Source organism: Mycobacterium hackensackense, from assembly GCF_025822555.1.
Lineage (GTDB): Bacteria > Actinomycetota > Actinomycetes > Mycobacteriales > Mycobacteriaceae > Mycobacterium > Mycobacterium fluoranthenivorans.
Window position 1 is genome coordinate 759,426 of record NZ_JACKUC010000029.1, and the last position, 17,783, is coordinate 777,208.

General features: G+C 65.2%; 13 protein-coding genes. 7 read left to right on the forward strand and 6 right to left on the reverse strand.

Going from position 1 to position 17,783, the window contains the following annotated elements:
* Positions 1-167: 167 nt before the first annotated feature.
* Complete coding sequence (ilvD, locus tag H7J86_RS06680; RefSeq protein ID WP_267290040.1) at positions 168-2,009, reverse strand: dihydroxy-acid dehydratase; 1,842 nt, start codon at positions 2,007-2,009, stop codon at positions 168-170.
* 76 nt (positions 2,010-2,085) lie between these two features.
* Here ilvD and H7J86_RS06685 point away from each other — a divergent pair, with 76 nt between their 5' ends.
* Positions 2,086-2,877, forward strand: a complete 792-nt coding sequence (locus tag H7J86_RS06685) for a helix-turn-helix transcriptional regulator (protein ID WP_267290042.1) — start codon at positions 2,086-2,088, stop codon at positions 2,875-2,877.
* Here H7J86_RS06685 and H7J86_RS06690 read toward each other — a convergent pair.
* Positions 2,862-3,446 carry a hypothetical protein gene (locus H7J86_RS06690; RefSeq protein WP_267290044.1) on the reverse strand — a complete coding sequence of 195 codons (585 nt, stop codon included), beginning with the start codon at positions 3,444-3,446 and terminating at the stop codon, positions 2,862-2,864. The two genes, H7J86_RS06685 and H7J86_RS06690, sit on opposite strands and share 16 nt — an antisense overlap.
* Positions 3,447-3,634: 188 nt before the next feature.
* Here H7J86_RS06690 and H7J86_RS06695 point away from each other — a divergent pair, with 188 nt between their 5' ends.
* From H7J86_RS06695 to H7J86_RS06705, 3 genes are read left to right on the forward strand one after another with little or no spacing between them, the layout of a single operon-like run.
* Positions 3,635-4,885 carry an aminotransferase class I/II-fold pyridoxal phosphate-dependent enzyme gene (locus H7J86_RS06695; RefSeq protein ID WP_267290046.1) on the forward strand — a complete coding sequence of 417 codons (1,251 nt, stop codon included), beginning with the start codon at positions 3,635-3,637 and terminating at the stop codon, positions 4,883-4,885.
* Entirely contained in the window at positions 4,882-5,826 is a 945-nt protein-coding gene (locus H7J86_RS06700; RefSeq protein WP_267290048.1) for an NAD-dependent epimerase/dehydratase family protein, read from the forward strand. The genes H7J86_RS06695 and H7J86_RS06700 overlap by 4 nt, the downstream gene beginning before the upstream one ends.
* A 53-nt stretch (positions 5,827-5,879) precedes the next feature.
* On the forward strand, positions 5,880-6,977 hold the full coding sequence (locus H7J86_RS06705) for an acyl-CoA dehydrogenase family protein (RefSeq protein ID WP_267290050.1): 1,098 nt from the start codon (positions 5,880-5,882) through the stop codon (positions 6,975-6,977).
* On the opposite strand, the gene H7J86_RS06710 is transcribed toward H7J86_RS06705, so the two are convergent.
* The 3 genes from H7J86_RS06710 to H7J86_RS06720 all read right to left on the reverse strand — a co-directional run bounded on the left by H7J86_RS06710 (position 6,961) and on the right by H7J86_RS06720 (position 11,515).
* Positions 6,961-9,153: an MMPL family transporter gene (locus tag H7J86_RS06710; RefSeq protein WP_267290052.1), complete on the reverse strand. Its 2,193-nt coding sequence runs from the start codon at positions 9,151-9,153 to the stop codon at positions 6,961-6,963. The genes H7J86_RS06705 and H7J86_RS06710 overlap by 17 nt on opposite strands.
* Positions 9,154-9,279: 126 nt before the next feature.
* Positions 9,280-10,518, reverse strand: a complete 1,239-nt coding sequence (locus H7J86_RS06715; RefSeq protein WP_267290054.1) for a hypothetical protein — start codon at positions 10,516-10,518, stop codon at positions 9,280-9,282.
* A gap of 70 nt (positions 10,519-10,588) precedes the next feature.
* Positions 10,589-11,515 (reverse strand): UTP--glucose-1-phosphate uridylyltransferase, encoded by a 927-nt coding sequence (locus tag H7J86_RS06720; RefSeq protein ID WP_090355353.1) that lies wholly within the window; start codon positions 11,513-11,515, stop codon positions 10,589-10,591.
* A 620-nt stretch (positions 11,516-12,135) separates the two neighbouring features.
* On the opposite strand from H7J86_RS06720, the gene H7J86_RS06725 reads away from it, so the two are divergent.
* Positions 12,136-14,487, forward strand: coding sequence for a glycosyltransferase family 2 protein (locus tag H7J86_RS06725; RefSeq protein WP_267290056.1), 2,352 nt, complete (start codon positions 12,136-12,138; stop codon positions 14,485-14,487).
* Between the two features lie 53 nt (positions 14,488-14,540).
* Here H7J86_RS06725 and H7J86_RS06730 read toward each other — a convergent pair whose 3' ends face one another.
* Positions 14,541-15,569 carry a glycoside hydrolase family 26 protein gene (locus H7J86_RS06730; protein WP_267290058.1) on the reverse strand — a complete coding sequence of 343 codons (1,029 nt, stop codon included), beginning with the start codon at positions 15,567-15,569 and terminating at the stop codon, positions 14,541-14,543.
* Between H7J86_RS06730 and H7J86_RS06735 the strand changes: the two genes are divergently transcribed.
* Entirely contained in the window at positions 15,568-16,866 is a 1,299-nt protein-coding gene (locus H7J86_RS06735; RefSeq protein ID WP_235632759.1) for a glycoside hydrolase family 26 protein, read from the forward strand. The genes H7J86_RS06730 and H7J86_RS06735 overlap by 2 nt on opposite strands.
* A gap of 238 nt (positions 16,867-17,104) precedes the next feature.
* Positions 17,105-17,761, forward strand: a complete 657-nt coding sequence (locus H7J86_RS06740) for a helix-turn-helix transcriptional regulator (protein ID WP_267290060.1) — start codon at positions 17,105-17,107, stop codon at positions 17,759-17,761.
* Positions 17,762-17,783: the final 22 nt, after the last annotated feature.

A 17,783-nucleotide genomic window follows, 5' to 3' on the forward strand; every position in this document is an offset into this window, starting at 1 on the left:
CAGGACAGCAATACGGAGGGGGTCGCGGACCGCGAGACGTTCGCAAGTGGTGATGACTCGAGCCTACGCGGGTCACTCCGTGCACCGCCTGCGCGCAATTGTGCGGTTTGGGCGGTCTGTCTCGGCGCGTCGCCGACGAAACCGCACACACGCGGCGCGGGGAACCGTCAGATGCCGGCCGGGATCTCCCGGACCGCGCCGCGATCCGCCGACGTTGCCAACAATGCGTACGCCCGCAGTGCCGCCGACACGGGCCGGACCCGGTCCCGCGGACGGTACGCACCGTGCAATTCGGCGCGGCGGCGGTCGAGTTCATCGTCGGAGACATCGAGGGTGATCGCCCGCGAGGGAATATCGATGACGATGCGGTCGCCGTCACGCACCAGGGCGATGGGTCCGCCGGCCGCGGCTTCCGGTGACACGTGACCGATCGACAGCCCCGACGTGCCACCGGAGAAGCGGCCGTCGGTGATCAGCGCGCACACCTTGCCCAGCCCCTTGCCCTTCAAAAACGAGGTGGGATACAGCATTTCCTGCATGCCTGGTCCGCCGCGCGGTCCCTCGTAGCGGACCACCACCACGTCACCGGCGCTGACCCGGCCGCCGAGGATGGCGTCGACGGCCTCCTCCTGCGACTCCACCACCACCGCAGGGCCCGCGAAGGTCAGCACGCTCGCGTCGACACCGGCGGTCTTGACCACACTCCCGTGGGGCGCAAGATTCCCGGTGAGCACGGCGAGCCCGCCGTCGGGTGAATAGGCATGCGCGACATCGCGAATGCAGCCGTGCGCGGCGTCGGTGTCCAGGCTCTCCCAGCGCTCGGATTGGGAGAACGCGGTGGCGCTGCGCCGTGCACCGGGGGCGGCATGAAACAGCTCGACGGCTTCCGGGGAGGGATTGAGCCCGCGAATGTCCCAGGCGTCGAGCCACTCGTCGAGGTTCGGGGCGTGGATCGCATGCACATCCTTGGCGAGGAGGCCGGCCCGGTACAGCTCGCCCAGAATCGCGGGGATGCCACCGGCCCGGTGCACGTCCTCCATCAGGTAGGCCCCGTTGGGGGCGACCTTGCACAGGCACGGGACGCGGCGGGAGATCTCGTCGATCTCTCCGAGCACGAAGTCCAGTTCGGCCTCATGTGCCGCGGCCATCAGATGCAGGATGGTGTTGGTGGAGCCGCCCATCGCGACGTCCATCGCCATGGCGTTCTCGAACGCCGACCGCGACGCGATGGCGCGTGGCAGCACCGAGACATCACCGTGGCCGTAGTACCGCGTGGTGAGGTCCAGGACGGCGGCGCCGGCCTTCTCGTAGAGGGCGCGTCGCGCGGTGTGGGTGGCCAGCACCGAGCCATTGCCGGGTAGCGCCAGCCCGAGGGCCTCGACCAGGCAGTTCATCGAGTTGGCGGTGAACATCCCCGAGCAGGACCCACAGGTCGGGCAGGCGGCCTCCTCGAGCCGGGCCAGGTCCTCGTCGGAGACGTTCGGGTCGGCCGCGCCGGCCATCGGATCGATCAGATGCAGGCCGGTGCGCACCCGGCCGTCCACCAGGGTGGCACGGCCACCCTCCATCGGCCCGCCGGAGACGAAGACCGTCGGGATGTTCAGCCGCAGGGCGGCCATCAGCATGCCGGGAGTGATCTTGTCGCAGTTGGAGATACACACCAAGGCGTCGGCCTTGTGCGCCTCCACCATGTACTCCACCGAGTCAGCGATGAGGTCACGCGAGGGCAGCGAGTACAACATGCCGGAATGCCCCATGGCGATACCGTCGTCGACGGCGATGGTGTTGAACTCGCGCGCAATGCCACCGGCCCGGTGGATCGCGTCGGACACGATCCGTCCGACCGGCTGCAGGTGGGTGTGCCCTGGCACGAACTCGGTGAAGCTGTTGGCCACGGCCACGATGGGCTTGCCGAAGTCTTCGCGGGCGACTCCGGCGGCGCGCAGCAGGGCCCGGGCACCGGCCATGTTGCGACCGTGGGTGACGGTACGGGAACGCAGCGGGATCATGCTTCTACTGTCGGGCGGGGAGCCTCACCTGGGAAGACGCCGTCACTACTAGTAGTGGCAGTACTAGTCTTGGCAGGTGCCCACCGATGAGGACCGCCGCGCCGAACTCAGCGCCTTCCTGCGCGCCAGCCGCGAACGTCTGGTCCGCACGGACTTCGGTCTGCCGCCCGCCGGGCGGGGTCGCACGGTGGGGCTTCGCCGTGAGGAAGTCTCCTATCTGTCCGGGGTGAGCGTCACCTGGTACACCTGGCTGGAGCAGGGCCGCGATATCAATCCGTCCCGCCAGGTGCTCGACGCCGTCAGCCGCACGCTGCGCCTCGGCGTTCCCGAGCACCGCTACGTGCTGGGACTGGCCGGGTTCGCTCCGCTGCCCGCGGCCTCGGCCGATGAGGTGTCGACGGTGCCGCCGCACCTGCAGCGCTTCCTCGACGCGATCGGGGACAACCCCGCCTATGCCCTGACTCCGGAGTGGGGCATCGCCGGCTGGAACGCCGCCTACCAACGTCTCTACCCCAACGTGGCGACCACCGCGCCGACCGAGCGAAATCTGCTGTGGGTGGTGTTCACCGACCCCGCGGTGCGAGATCTGCTCGACGACTGGCACGTGACGAGTTCGCGGTTCCTCGCCGAGTTCCGTGCCGAAATCGGTTCGCGCTTGGGCGATCCCGCCCTGCTGGACCTGGTGGCGCGACTGTCGGAGGCCAGCCCCGAATTCCGCGCCGGCTGGGAACGCCACGATATCCGCGGCTTCGAATCGCGCGAACGGATCTTCCATCACCCCGAATTCGGCGCCGTCACCTACGAGCACCACCAGCTGCGGCCGTCGGATCAGCCGGAGTTCCAGATCGTGGTCTACACGCCGGCGTGAGGCGGCGGGGTGTCATCGGGCCCCACCAGATCCTCCGCCGAGTTCGACGAGGTCCGACGCCACCGCCCGTACAGCGCCAGGTCGGCGCCGGGCAGCGACCAGCGGCGGCCGACGAACCGGATGACCGTGCGCACATAGCGGGTCGTCTCCGAGTACCACCGCCACTCGTAGAGCCGGCCGGTCTGCACCACATGCGCCAGCGCCTCGGATTCGACGCCCTGCAGGTATGGCCGGACCCACGTCACCAGCACCCACGCCGGGGCCCCGGCGTGGACAGTCCATTCGATCGGGCGGTCCCCTGCGGCCATGGTGTGCCGCACCGCGGGCGGGTCGGGTCCGTCACCACCGAACAGTTGCATCGTCACGTTGTGGAAGACGCCGGGCCCGCCCACCTCGAACCGGACGCGGCAGATATCGCCGTCGCGGTCGACGGAGAACGCCGCCAGGCCGCCGACGGCGACATAGCGGGCGAACACCAGCCCGCTCACCACCATGACGACCCGGCGCACCGCGAGCAGCACGGTAAACGTCGCGACCGTCAACGCCACGACGCGCCACATCAGGTCCACCGGCTCAGCGTGGCAGAGCCGCCGCCGAGACGCGTGCGCATCTGTGCGTCCTCGTACGCACACCCCGCCTCAGATCGAGATTCTCCGAGTTCCGAGCAATCCGCGGCGGCGTTGAACCCGAATTACTTCGGTGACGTGAGTTCGGTGAACGCTCGTCAGTGTCCATAGCCGATCGTTGGAGGGGAACCATGGATCACGACCTGCAGGAATTCGCAGAAACAGGGGATATTGCGAAGGATGTGGGGCAGCGAATCGAGCTGGTGCGCCACTTTGCCTCGACTGGCCAACTCCCGTTCTTCCAGCAAATCGACTCCGTCGACACACCGCGCGTCGGCATCCGGGGGCGGCAGTGCGTGTTGCTGGGCTCCAACTCCTATATCGGCTTGTCGACACATCCGGACGTGGTCGCCGCGGCGGTCGAAGCGACGAACGAATTCGGCACCGGTACCACCGGCAGCCGTCTGCTCAACGGGACATACCGGCTGCATGTCGCGCTCGAACAGCAGATCGCGGCATGGCTGGGCCATGAGGAGGCCCTCGTCTTCACCACCGGTTACCAGACCAACGTCGGCACCATCCAGGCGCTGCTCGGCGACGACTGCCTGGCGGTCGTGGACTCCCTGGCTCACGCGTCGATCCGCGACGGAGTACGGCTGAGCCGGGCCGTCGAAGCCAAGTTCGAGCACAACGACGCCGAGTCCCTGGCCGCGACCCTGCGCAGCCATGCCGGTACCCGATATCGCCGCATTCTGGTCATCGTGGACTCGCTCTACTCGATGGAAGGCTCGACCGCCCCGCTGGAGCGGATCATCGATGCGTGCAAGGACGCCGGGGCGCTGCTCATGGTCGACGAAGCGCACGGTATCGGCGTTTTCGGACCGACCGGGGGCGGTTTGACGCAACGCAACGGGGTCGCCAAGGACGTCGACATCCTGATGGGGTCGTTGTCGAAAGCGATCGGTGGCCTCGGCGGATTCATCGCAGCGTCGCGCGACTTCATCGACGAGATCCGGCTGAGCGCGCGATCATTCTGGTTCAGCACCTCCGCGACACCGGGCGCGATGGCCGCGGCCGCGACGGCGATCGACATCATCCGAAGCGACGAAGGCAGCCGGCGCCGGCGTCGCCTGGAACGCAACTCGCGGCTCATGCGCGACCTCCTTGCGCCCCTGGACGTCGCACTCCAGCGACCCGACGACCTCGGCCCCGACTGGTCCCCGATCATCCCCATCCGGCTGTCCGACGAGATGCGGACCGCATTGAGCTGGAACCAGCTTCGGGATGCGGGCGTGTTCGTCACACCGGCGATCTATCCGGCGGTGCCCATGGGCGAGCCGATACTGCGGGTCTGCATGACCTCGGAACTGAGCGAAGACGATGTCCGTCGTTGCGCCGACGTGCTCACCGCGGAATTGTCCTGGGCCTTGGCGGCCGTATGAGCGGAGGCCTCCGCCTCGCCATCACGGGTGGGACAGGAGATTTCGGACGGTCCATGCTCACGTGGGCCGTCGAGAACGACGACATCAAGGAGGTCACCGTCCTCGGCCGCCGGCCGGTCGAGGTGGCGCACCCCAAGGTGCGCGAAGCCTTCCTCGACTTGAGCAACCATGTCGACCTCGACGCGGTCGCCGGGTACGACGCGCTGATCCACCTGGCCTACTGCGTGGAGGAACCCAGGGACAAACGCCGGGCCTATCAGGTCAACGTGGTGGCAACGCGAACCCTCCTCGCCGAAGCCAACCGGGTGGGCATCGGCCAACTGATTCTCACCTCGAGCGCGAACGCCCTCGGCGTCGCGGCCTGCGGTACGGGAAAACAGTTGCCGGAGAACAGCTATCCCGCCGGCGATCAGAACCCCGACCACTACTACTTCTATCACAAGGCACTGCTGGAACACCTGGCCAACTGGTACTGGACACACTCTGGCGAGGGCGGCACGAAACTGGCGGTGGCGCGGCCGTGTTACATCGTCGGCGAGCACTTCGACAACTCGGGCCTGCAAGCGTTCCTGGCCAAAACGGTCGTCTACCCGGAGCCGGCCCGCTCGTTCTACCAATTCCTCTGGGACGCCGACCTGGTCGATGCCTATGCCACGATCCTCACCGAGGGCCTGACCGGCATCTACAACATCGCCCCGACAGATCAGACGACTGTCAAGGAGATCGCTTCGATGAACGGCGCACGGCTGATCGGCGGTCCGGTACGCCTGTTGAAACCGGGTGCCGATGTGGCTTTCCGGCTTCACCTTTCCCCGTTCTCCGGGCATTGGGTGACACGCGGTGACCCGCTACTCGACTCCCGGCTGCTTCGCACCACGACCGCCTGGAGACCGTCAGCCAGTTCCGCAGAAGCGCTCCGGCGCTACCTCATTCGCACCTGACGAGCAAGGACCCGCACATGGACCGCACTGGACTCGAGGCGAGACTGTCACACATGGCAGCCGTCCGTCATCACCTGCCTGATCTGGCCGACACATTGGAGGCGCTCGGCATGATGGCCGCCGAGGACCCGTCGACCAACGTCGTCGCGCTTTGGAAGGAGCACGACGGACCCCGGTTGACCGCGCCGAGCGCCCTCGGCGGACTGGGTGCGACCTGCGTGGAAACCCTTGAGCTGCAACGCGGTGTCGGTTATCTGAGCCCCTCCCTCGCGGCTGCGACCACCATGCATTACCTGTCGGTGGCGGGGTTGGCCGACTTCGCGAACACGGCCGACGAGGAGACCGTCGGCCTGATCAAATCGCTGATCGAGAACCGCACGGTCTTCGCTTCAGGTTTCTCGGAGGGCAAGATCGCCGGCAGTGTCTTCCGCCCCACGATGCAGGCCAGCCCGGCAGACGGTGGATACACGCTGACGGGACAGAAGAAGCCGTGCAGCCTCGCCGACAGTATGGACTGTGTGATGGCCAGCGTGCTGCTCGATGACACCAAACAGCGGGCCATCACCGTGATCTTCAACGGCAGCCCCGGGCTCAGCGTCACCCCGCTGTGGACCAGCGCACCCCTGTCGGGTGCGCAGACCCACGCGGTGGTGTTCGAGGACGTCTTCGTGCCGAACGAGCTGATGATGGTCAGCGACATCGAAGATCCCGACGGCCGCAACGAGAAGTCGGGCTACGTCCTGTTCGGTCTGATCATCACGGCCGGCTACGTCGGCGCGGCGACCCGGCTCGCGCTCAAACTGGCCGGCCGCGACGACTTCACCCCGGCCGACTTCGTCGAACTGTTCTCGCCGGTCGAAGGGGTGTGGCGTGCACTGCGGATGATCGCCGCGCGTTACGACTCCGGCGATCGCAGCGACGACCTGTTCGCCGACCTGTTGTGGATTCGGCTCGGCCTGCGCGACCAGCTGCAGACCGCCGTGGCCCGCCTGGTGGCGAAGGTGGGTGGCGTCGCCTTCGCCACCGACCCCGAGATCGCGTACCTCTCCTCGTGCATCTCGGCGTATTCGTTCCACCCGCCGAATCTGCGCGAATCCGGCGCCTTCCTGCTCGACCACGAATTGGCCGGGGAGATCAGCCTGACTCGCTGATCCCCACCTTGGCGTGCAACGTCGCCAGCGGTCCGGGAGCCCACCAATTCCATTTACCGGCAAGCTTCATGACGGCCGGCACCAACACCATCCGCACCAGCGTCGCATCGACCACGACGGCGAGCGCGAGTCCCACGCCGATCATCCGCATGAAGGCGACCTGGCCGCTGGACAGCGCCGCGAAGACGATCACCATGAGAATCGCGGCCGCGGTGATCACCCGGCCCGCACCGGCGATCCCGAGCGCCACCGCTTCGTCGTTGTTGCCCGTCTCGAGCCAGTGTTCGCGGATCCGGGACAGCAGGAACACTTCGTAGTCCATGGACAACCCGAACGCGGTCGCGAACAGGAACACCAGCACATCGGCGACCAGTGTGCCGGTCGGTGTGGTGCCGAGGCCGCCCAGATGCCCCTCCTGGAACACCCACACCAGTGCTCCGAGCGTCGCCGACAGGGATAACGTGTTGAGTACCAATGCTTTCACCGGCAGCAGGAGGCTGCCGGTGAGCAGGAAGATCAACACGAACGTGGTGACCGCGATGAGCAGCAGGACCGTGGGCAGCAGCCGGACGATCTCATCCACCGAGTCCTGGTTGAGCTGATTGGCACCGGTGAACAGCGCCTCGGCGCTGTGCGGCACGGGCACCGCGCGCAGCCGGTCGAGTTCCGCCCGGGACAACGAGTCCGACGACGGATGCTCGATCGCCACCGAGATCCACAGGCTTCCGTCCTTGAGCGCGGTCGGCAACAGCGGGGGGCCGACGACGCGGCCGTGCACGTAGGAGCCTTTCGGCGCAGACACCGCGACGGCACCGGGAACGTTGGACAACGCGGCGGCATACGCGGCGATGTCGCTGTCGGTCAGGCTACGGGCATCGGGGATGACGATCGAGGTCGCAACCGCGGCGTTGCCCGGGAACTCCGCACGCAACGTATCCCCCACCTGGCGTGACTGCGCGGTCGCGGGTAACACGCGATCATCCGGGAGCCCGAACCGCGCACTGAGGAACGGGCCGCCGAGAATCAGCAGCAGCGCGATCACCGCCAGCGCGCACGGGATCGCGTGCCGCATGACGAATGTGGCGGTCCGGTAGAGCACGCTGTGCCGGATGTCCGGGTCCGTGGTCTCCCGTCCGATCGCCGTGCGGATGTTGAGTGACTCGATCCGGTCGCCCAGGAGCGTGATCACCGCCGGGGCTACGACGACGGCATAGAGGCCGGCGAGCGCCACCACGCCGCAGCCCGCATAGGCCATCGACCGCAGGAAGTACATCGGGAACACCGCGAGCGCGCCCACCGCGAGGAACACCGTGCAGGCCGAGAACAGAATCGTGCGACCGGCTTTCGCCACCGCCCGGCGCAGGGCCTCGTCGCGATCACCGACCAGTCGGTACTCCTCCCGGTACCGGCTGACCAGGAGCAACGTGTAGTCGATCGCGAGTGCCAGACCCATCGCGGTCGTGAGATCCAGCGCGAAGATCGACACATCGGCGAAAAGCGTGATTCCGCGCAGCATCCCGAGGGTGCCGACGATGGCCATACCGCCGACCACGAGCGGGAGCAGGGCAGCGAACACGCCGCCGAACACCCAGATGAGTACGAGCAGCGAGAGTGGCAGCGCGATGGCTTCGGCGATGAGCAGGTCTTTTTCGGACTGCTCGTTGATCTCCGCGGACACCATCGCCGTGCCACCGGCCAGCACGGTGAGACCGTCACGCTCACCGGTGACCGTGTCGGCCACGTCCTTGCCGTTCTTGGGCGCCTCGTTCTCGCCCCCGGTGATCTGCGCGATCACCACCGCGGTCCTGCGGTTGGCGCTGAGCAAACCCTGACCGGCGGGGGAACCGTCCCAGGGTGATTCGACACCGCTGACCTGCGGGGTGGCCCGTAGGTCCGCGACGAGCTTGCGACCGGCCGTCACGGCCGCCGGTTCCAGGACGCTGCCCCCGCCGGAGCTTCGCACCACGAAGGTCAGGTCCATATCGCCCTGGCCGAACTTCTGCGTGAGCACCTTGGTCCCCCGCGCCGACTCGGAACTCGGGTCCTGGAAGCCGGCAGCGCCCAGGTGCTCCGTGACCGTGGCACCGCACACCCCGGCGATGATCGTCAGCAGCCCGACCGCGAGAAGTACCCGTTTTGGGGCCGCGATGACCACCCGGGCCAGCAAAGACAGCACGCTTCGGACGCTACGCGACGTGGCCGCCGCATTTGGGGGAACTCAACGCCGCGGACGGCGAATCGCGAAGGAAACGAACCGGACCCATTGACCGGCGTGAACCACAGGCAGATGGCTACGCCGGCATCAGCGCACCGCCGGTTGCTGAGCCTGACCGGACGGCGGACCCCACCACAGCTCGTGGATGTGGGCGTCGGCGACACCGATACAGACGACGTGTTGAGTCTGCTGCGCCTCGAAGGTGTATCCCGCGATGACATCTGGTCCACACGGAGGATCCCCGGTGGCCGCGGTCAGGTTGCCGGCGTGCCAGCCGTCGGTCCACCACAGTTCGTAGAGTCGACCGTCGGCGCCGACGTACACGATGTGCTGGGTGCCCTGCCGATCGAAGGCATAACCGCTGAGACGGCGCGCCGGCAGTGCGGGCGCGACCGCACTCAAGTCGGTGACGTGCCAGCCGGCGGTGCGCCCGGACCACAGTTCCAGCAAGCGCCCGTCCACGGTCGTGAACACGATGTGCTGGGTTCGGGTGGCCGCGGTGGTGTAGGCGGCGAGATTTCCCGCAGAACTCGTCGGACTCGGTGTGTTGGTGGCACTGCTGAGATCGCTGGATTGCCAACCGGCACCACCCGACCACAGCTCGTGCAGACGACCATCGACACCGGCAAAAACAACGTGCCGAGTTCCCTCACTCTCGAAGGCGTAGGCCCTGAGCTCACCCCTCGGCGCGGGTGACGGAGACTTCGTGATGTCAGTGAGATCGGCGGCATACCAGCCTGTTTGGCCGTAAGCCAGCTCATAGATATGGCCGTCAACACCCACGAACACCACATGCTGGGACCCACTCGCCGCCGCGACATACCCGGAGATGTTCCCCGGGCCGAGCGCGGGCGGAACGGTACCCGTGGCCAGCGTCAGGTCGCCGCTGTGCCACTGGCCGGCATCCGACCACGTTTCGTGAAGATGGCCATCAACACCGACGAAGATGATGTGCTCGGTCATCTGTCCGTCGAACGCATAGCCGTACACCGCCGACTGGTCCGCGACCGGCACCCCGCGCGCAGCGACGGTGAGATCGGCGAAATGCCAGCCGTTGACGTTCCACCACAGCTCCAACAGATGCCGATCCTGCGCTCCGACGTAGACGATGTGCTGCGTGCCCTGCGCCTCGAACGCATACCCGGTCAGGGCGGCTCCGCTTGCCGGGGGCGCCCCGGTCGAGGCGCTGACATCGTCTGATTGCCATACCCCTTCACCCGTGTGATCACGCCACGAAGGCACATCAGACGACTCGCTGTGGGCCGCACAGGCCACCACGGAAACCATCACGAGCACAACGAGCGCCGCGATAGACCGACCGTTCATCTGACCCCCCTGTCCCCCGGCACTCAGCCATACTCACGATCGCGCCGCCCCGACGATCAGTCGACGCGGTTCACGCCCCCACCGCGACCGCTGCGGTGATTCCCAGTCGCGTGAGAAGCCAACTCCGAAGCCCTGGGCCGTAGTCCGGGCGATCGAGCGCGAAATCCACTGCAGCCTTGAGATACCCCTCGGGATTGCCCAGGTCGTGACGCGCGCCCCGGTGCACCACAACGTGGACGGGATGTCCCTGCGCCACCATCCCCGCAATGGCGTCGGTGAGTTGGATTTCGCCACCGGCCCCGCGAGGCGTAGACCGCAGTGCATCAAAGACGGCGCGATCCAACAAGTAGCGGCCCGCCGCCGCGAAATTCGACGGCGCCTCTCCCGGAGCCGGCTTCTCCACCATTCCTTTGACCCGCAGAACATCTGGATTGATGATCGGCGGCATCGGGGCGACGTCGAAGACGCCGTACGCCCCGATATCCTCCAGGGGTACGTCGATGGCGCACAACACCGATCCGCCGAACGCCTCGCGGACCGCCATCATCGTTTCGAGCACGCCCGTCGGGAATACCAGATCATCAGGCAGCAGAACAGTGATCGCAGTCTCGTCGGGCGAGAGCAGCGGTTCCACACACAACACCGCGTGCCCGAGACCCAGTGGTTCGTGCTGAACAACCGCTTCGACCTTGATCAGCGCGGGGGCTCGACGGACTTTCTCCAGCATCGAGTGTTTCCCGCGGGCCTCCAAAGTGCCTTCCAAGACGAGGTCCTCGACGAAATGCGCTACCACTCCGTCCTTCCCTGGTGAGGTGATGATGACGAGCCGCTCGGCGCCACCCTCGGCGGCTTCTGCGGCAACCAGCTCAATTCCTGGCGTGTCGACCACGGGAAGAAGTTCTTTTGGCACAGTTTTCGTGGCGGGCAAGAAGCGGGTGCCGAGTCCTGCAGCGGGAACTACGGCGGTACGGGGCAGCAGTACCTGTGGCGCTGACATGGGTGAACGATAACCGAAAAATCACAGCGCGGCTTATCTCTCCCAGTAAATTTTGAGTCATTAGTACGTTCGTATCATTGAGTCATTCAATCGTATGACGTCATACGTACTAATATCGGCATCGATATCGCCTTTCGTGATGCACATCACAGATTATGACCTTATCTCGTCGCGCGGGTCGATGAGCAGGCTTGTATAAGTTAATCGAGGCGATGAGCCTTGATTCGGGGTGATTGTTGCGAGCGCAATCAATGGGGACTGCGGGTATGTGCGATCACGCGGGTTCCACGGGGAGGACTCCTGAGGCAGACATATTTATGCAGGTAATGCCGCATCTCTTCGTGACCGCCCGGACGACTTCGGGGCTCACGGCCGCCGAAATTCTTCGGCTCGAATGGCTCGATGGATTACCTTCTTGCGCGCCTTACAATCCTTCGGCTTGGATGATTAACTTCGCCTGCAAGGTCAGACTAAATGAGCATAAATTGCGTAGATCGATAGGCGCCTCCATCGAGTATTGAAATTCAATCGAATAGCGATAGAGCGCTACCGGTAAATAACAAACAATTAGCTGTCGTGCGATTTTGGCAACTCTTATATCGAGATGAAAAGAGCTCAGAATGACTAGTGGCCGACTCTTGGTCGTACGTTGTCTGGCATTGCTGGTCGTGGCTTTCGGTGGGACCTACATGGTGTGGCGATGGTCGTCGACCATCGCCTGGGGGGCCTGGTGGATTGCCGTTCCGTTGGTGCTGGCAGAGACCTACAGCTTCGGCGAATCCGTGCTCTATGGCGTGACCATGTGGAACTCTCGCCGACGACCCGCTCCCCCGCCGGCGCCGCGCGGTCGGACCGTCGACGTCTTCATCGCAACGTACAACGAGCCACTCGAGATCGTTCTCACCTCGGCGATCGCGGCACGCGACATGACCTACCCGCACAAGACGTGGATTCTCGATGACGGCAATCGGCAAGAGTTCGCCGACGCGGCCAAGCGAATCGGCGTGGGCTACATCGTCCGTGGTCCTGACTGGGATGGACGACCTCGATTTGCCAAGGCGGGCAACGTCAACAATGCGCTGTTCCGCACATCCGGCGAGTTCATCGCTGTTTTCGATGCAGACCAGGTGCCCGATCCCGCGTTCCTTGACCGCGTCCTGGGCTACTTCGACGACCCAGAAGTCGCGTTCGTCCAAACGCCGCAACGTTTCTGGAACGTACCGCGATCTGATCCCCTCGGCAGCGGTGCAGACCTGTTCTACGGTCCCATTCAGCAGGGTAAGGACGGTTGGGGTGCGGCGTTCTTCTGCGGATCCAACGCCGTCCTGCGTCGCGAAGCTCTCATGGCGCTTGGCCTGACCATGTTCTCGCGGTCAGCCGCAGAACGCGTGCGCAAGGCGCTACACGATGGGCGCCGGCGCGTACAGGCAGCCGTGAACATCCATCTCCCCGGTGACATCGGGCAGATCATCGGGCGGCGTGCGGTCGGGCTGCTGGTCGAAGCCGAGGCGAGGGTCCGCCGAGGCGACGTGCTCGCCGACGTGACCTACGTGCTGCGTCGCCAGATCAAGAGCATCGCCACGTCGGACATGCTGCCCCAACCGGTAATCGACGCGATCACCGATACCCTCGGCGCAGCAGAAGTGGCCCGCACCGACCGGGCACTGGCCATCGATCCGATCGTCACGTCATCGATCACCGAGGACATGGCCACCGCGATGCACCTGCATGCGCTGGGCTGGGCCAGCGTCTACCACCACGAGGTGCTGGTCCAAGGGCTCGCCCCCGAGGACGTGCGGACCATGCTCTCCCAACGCCAACGCTGGGCGACCGGAACCATGCAGGTCTTCTTTTCCGACAATCCGCTGTTGCTGCGTGGACTCACCATCGGTCAGCGCCTGATGTATCTGGCCACCATGACCAGCTACCTCAACGGGTTTGCCGCCGTCGTGTACATCGCGGCGCCGATGGTGTTCCTGGTCAGCGGGATCTTCCCCATCAAGTGCGACTCGATCGCGTTCTTCGTGTACTTCATGCCGTTCTTCTTGTGCTCGCAAACGCTGTTCGTCGTCGCCGGCAACCGTTCCCGAGGGCTGTGGCGCGGGCAACAGATGTCGTTCGCGCTGTTCCCGGCCTGGATCAAGGCCACGATTGCCGGGGCGAGTGCGGCGTTCTTCGGTAAGACGCTGACCTTCGCCGTCACCCAAAAGACCAAGCAAGCAACAGGTATCGGGCTGCGCCACATCCGCCCGCAACTGATCGCGATGGCGGCCCTGGTGCTCGCCGGCGGCTACGGCGCCATCCAAGCGGCCGACGGTGAACGTCCGTTGTTCGCCTCGATCATCACGCTGATCTGGGTCGGCATCGATATCGTGCTGCTGTCGGCCATGACGCGCGCCGCGCGGTACCGCGGGCCCGGCCACATCCACAGCCCCTTCCCGGCGGCGCTGACCGATGAGATGTGCGACGTCATCGCGGCCATCCACCATCCCACCAACGCCGCAAGCACCGCCGCCATAGAGCCATACCACGCACCGACACCCCCCGCCGCGAACGTGCCGGTCCGGGCAGCAGGCGCGGAACTGGCCATCCTCCTTTATGCGGCAGCCAGATTCGATGCCGTCGCGGCGTTGGCATTGCGTTCCCACGTCGCGGAGAGCGTCCTCGACGGTGCACCGGTCGTCCTCGTCGATGTGTCCGGCGTCCGCACCATCACCCCGTCGGCCGTGGCCGTTGTCGTGGACCTGCTTCGGCTGCTGCGCACCAGTGGCGGCGATCTCAGAATCTTCGGTGACTCTCGCTCGTTCGCGTTGGCCTACGAGACGATGGCACTGTCACACGTGACGCGGTTGCACGGTGACCCGGAAGAGGCCGCCGACTCGGCATACGCGAACGGTCCGTGGCGCCGAGGCCCAGCACAGCGTGGCCGCGGGGCACATCGCCAATCCACGATCATGTCCGGCCCGAGGTGACGGCGAGAACATCGACGGATGCCGACGCCGAGATGAATTGTCGATCATGGCCGCTACCGGTCGGCGAGGGCCCGCTTGAACGCTTGCTGGGATTGGCCGGACGAATTCAGGCGCCAATCACGCTCCTTGTCCATCTGGAACCAGACCACGGCAGCGACCCTGTCCTCGCGGCTGAGGAATTCGAACAGCTTGTTGATCCAGGCGGCCTTATCGGTGCCCGACTGCGGTCCCTCAACGCTGGCTGTCTCGGCGATCACGATCGGACGATTTCCTTCCAATGCCCGAAGTTGGTTCAGACCATCGGTGAAGATCTGTTCCGGATTGCGCCACGTATGCCCGCTGCCGTCACCCCAGTTGTAGCCATCCAGGCACAACAAGTCGACCGACTCCGCACCGGGATAGGTGCTCGCAAGGTCGTTGGATCCCTCCCCTGGCGCATCGGGGCACCACATGAACGACACATTGCCCGCCCGTGCACGCGAAAAGCGTTCCCGCACATGAGCCCATGCCGCGCGGTAGTCCTCCGCCGAGTTCCCGTTGACGCCGACCGACCATGGATAGTGATCGCTGTTCATCTCGTGCGCGAAACGCAGCACGACGGGCTGGCCCCACTCTGCGAGGTTGTGCGCCCATGTGTCTATCTGAGTGTCGAAATCACCAGAAGCGATATGCGACAACGCATATTCCGGTTGGTCTACACCTGCGCCCGGCTGCCAAGGCTCCAAGGTGATGATCGGTTGCGCACCGGAACTCGCGATGACATTGAGCTCGGGAATCGGTGTACGGTCGTCGAGCGCGGCGAACCGCATGACATAACGCGGCTGAGAGCCGGTCATTTCCCGGACGGTCCACAGATTGCTGGACGGCGCCCCGTCGTCGGGCAGGAAGACACCCCAGTCGATCCAGTGGGACGCACGCTCCCCGGCGGCCGCCGGGGAGGTGTCATGCCCACAGCCGGTGAGCACCGCAAGTACGGAGACAGTCACAGGCAACGTCAACTGCGAGAACCTCGGCCGACGAAACGCAATGTCGCGGATCTTCGTCCGGTCATTCGACCTGTGTCGATGAAAGGCGCTGGGCATGACACATGATATGCACGACAACGGAGTTCGCACATTCCCGAGACCGGGCGAGCACGGTGACACCTCGGCCCGTCACGACGGGGAGGAACCGGAGTTCGTCGCCCACCCCACCCGCCGTCGACGGCGCGGCCAGAATGTCATTGTGCCGCTGATCGCCATGCTGCTGGGCGTCATCCTGGTCATCGTCATCGAACCGCAGATCAGGCCCCTGCAGCTGCTGCTCGGACGATGCAAAGTCAGCAATGCCAGTGCGGTGATTCCGAAGGACGGCGTGCTTTTCGGCGTCAACCTGGACTGGAAGTCCGAAACACTCGGTGAGCACCGGGCGAACCTGGGGCATGCCCCGGCGATGGCGGTGGAATTCTCCGACATTCCGTACGACCGGCCGACCTGGGAGCACACGAAAAGCGCTGCCCGCCAGATCAAAGAGAACGGTGGGGCATTGTTGTTGACGCTGGAGCCGCACGGTGGACTCGATACGGTGAGCCCCGAGGTGATCCGGACACTCGCCTATGACCTCCTGGATTTGAACAACAGCGGTGTCGCCGTCATCGTGCGGTTTGCCCACGAGATGAACGGATCCTGGTACGCCTGGGGCCAGCAGCCCGACCACTACAAGGCGGTCTTCCGTCAGGTGGCTGATGCCGTGCACCATATCGCGCCGGGGTCGGCCATGATGTGGGCGCCGAATTATGGTGGCGGGTACCCATTCTCGGGTGGGAAGTTCGCCGCCGCGCCCGGCACCGAGGTCTATCACGAACTCGACACCGACCACGACGGTGTACTGACCATGACTGACGACTCGTACGAGCCCTACTATCCCGGCGACGCCTACGTCGACTGGGTTGGCGTGTCGCTCTACCATTGGGGTAACCGACGGCCGTGGGGCAACAACGAGATCACCGAGCCCCATAAGTTCATCGACATGTTGACCGGCACGTACGACGGAACAGCCGGCGACGACCTGGGAGTGCCCGACTTCTACCAGGTTTACGGAGTACAGCACCACAAGCCGGTCGCCATCGTGGAAACAGCTGCCATCTTCACCCCGTCACGCAGCGGCCAGTCCGAACTGGATGTCAAACAGGCATGGTGGCGTCAGGTTTTCTCGGCGGAGACACGCCAGCGCTTTCCGCAGCTCAAGATGATCAATTGGTTCGAATGGCGCAAGTTCGAGATCGAGATCAACGACTGGGTGGACTGGCGCGCGGCAGGTGCACCCGCCATCAAGAACGCTTTCGTTGCCGACCTGCCGGATTGGTTGCACTACGCGGATTCCGTCGATGCCTGCGAGTGACGTCGATCGTCACCGGACGTGTCGGGACGTGGCACAACGAGCAATTCAAAAGCGCATCTAGGTAGTCCACTACTCACGTGCGGAAATGAGGCGATATGTCATCATTGGGTTGAAACATAGCGAACCACCACCACTCTTCCTTCAGTGCCGAGGGTGAGCGCCGGCCACGTCCATCGCTGGTTGGGTGCCGCGGAACCTGCACGGGTGAGTGCGTTCAGGTGTGAGCCAAGGAGTGGGTATGGCCGAAGACTATCGGTCGCACTTATCGGTCGTCATCGTGTGCCCACCGACGCAGCGGTTCTACACCAGCATCTACAGGTGGCTGGAAGAGATCGGCGCCCCGGCCACGGTGTCGGCCGTGTACACGACCCTGAGCGACTTTCTCGAAGGCGCCCGCCTGTCCGCCACCACTCGCATCGATCTTGTACTCGTTGCGCGAACCTCCGATGACGACGACGCGGATATTGCGGCCATGCGACGAATCTCCGCTGACGGGTATCGCGTAATACTCTTCGGGACAACCCTTCTCGATGATGCAGTGCTGCACTATCTTGATGCCGGGGCTGCCGCATTCGTCGCTGGAGACCGCCGACCGTCGGGCTACACCGCGGTGACCACGTGCACGGCCTCCGAGTTGTACGCTCCGGCGACAAGCCCGGCCAGTGTCACGTCCCCGGGCTTGACGCATCGGGAATCCGAGGTCCTGATCGCGTGGTGTCACGCCAGCACCAAGGAGGATGTCGCCGCACGGCTGGCCATCGAACGCGCCACGGTGAGTTCACATTTGCAGCGGATCCGGGCGAAGTATGCCGCGGTGGGACGATCGGCCAGCACCAAGGCCGCCCTGATCGCACGGGCTGTCCAGGATGGATTGGTCGACGTCTACGAGTTGTAGACGCGAGTCCGCCTCAGCGGAT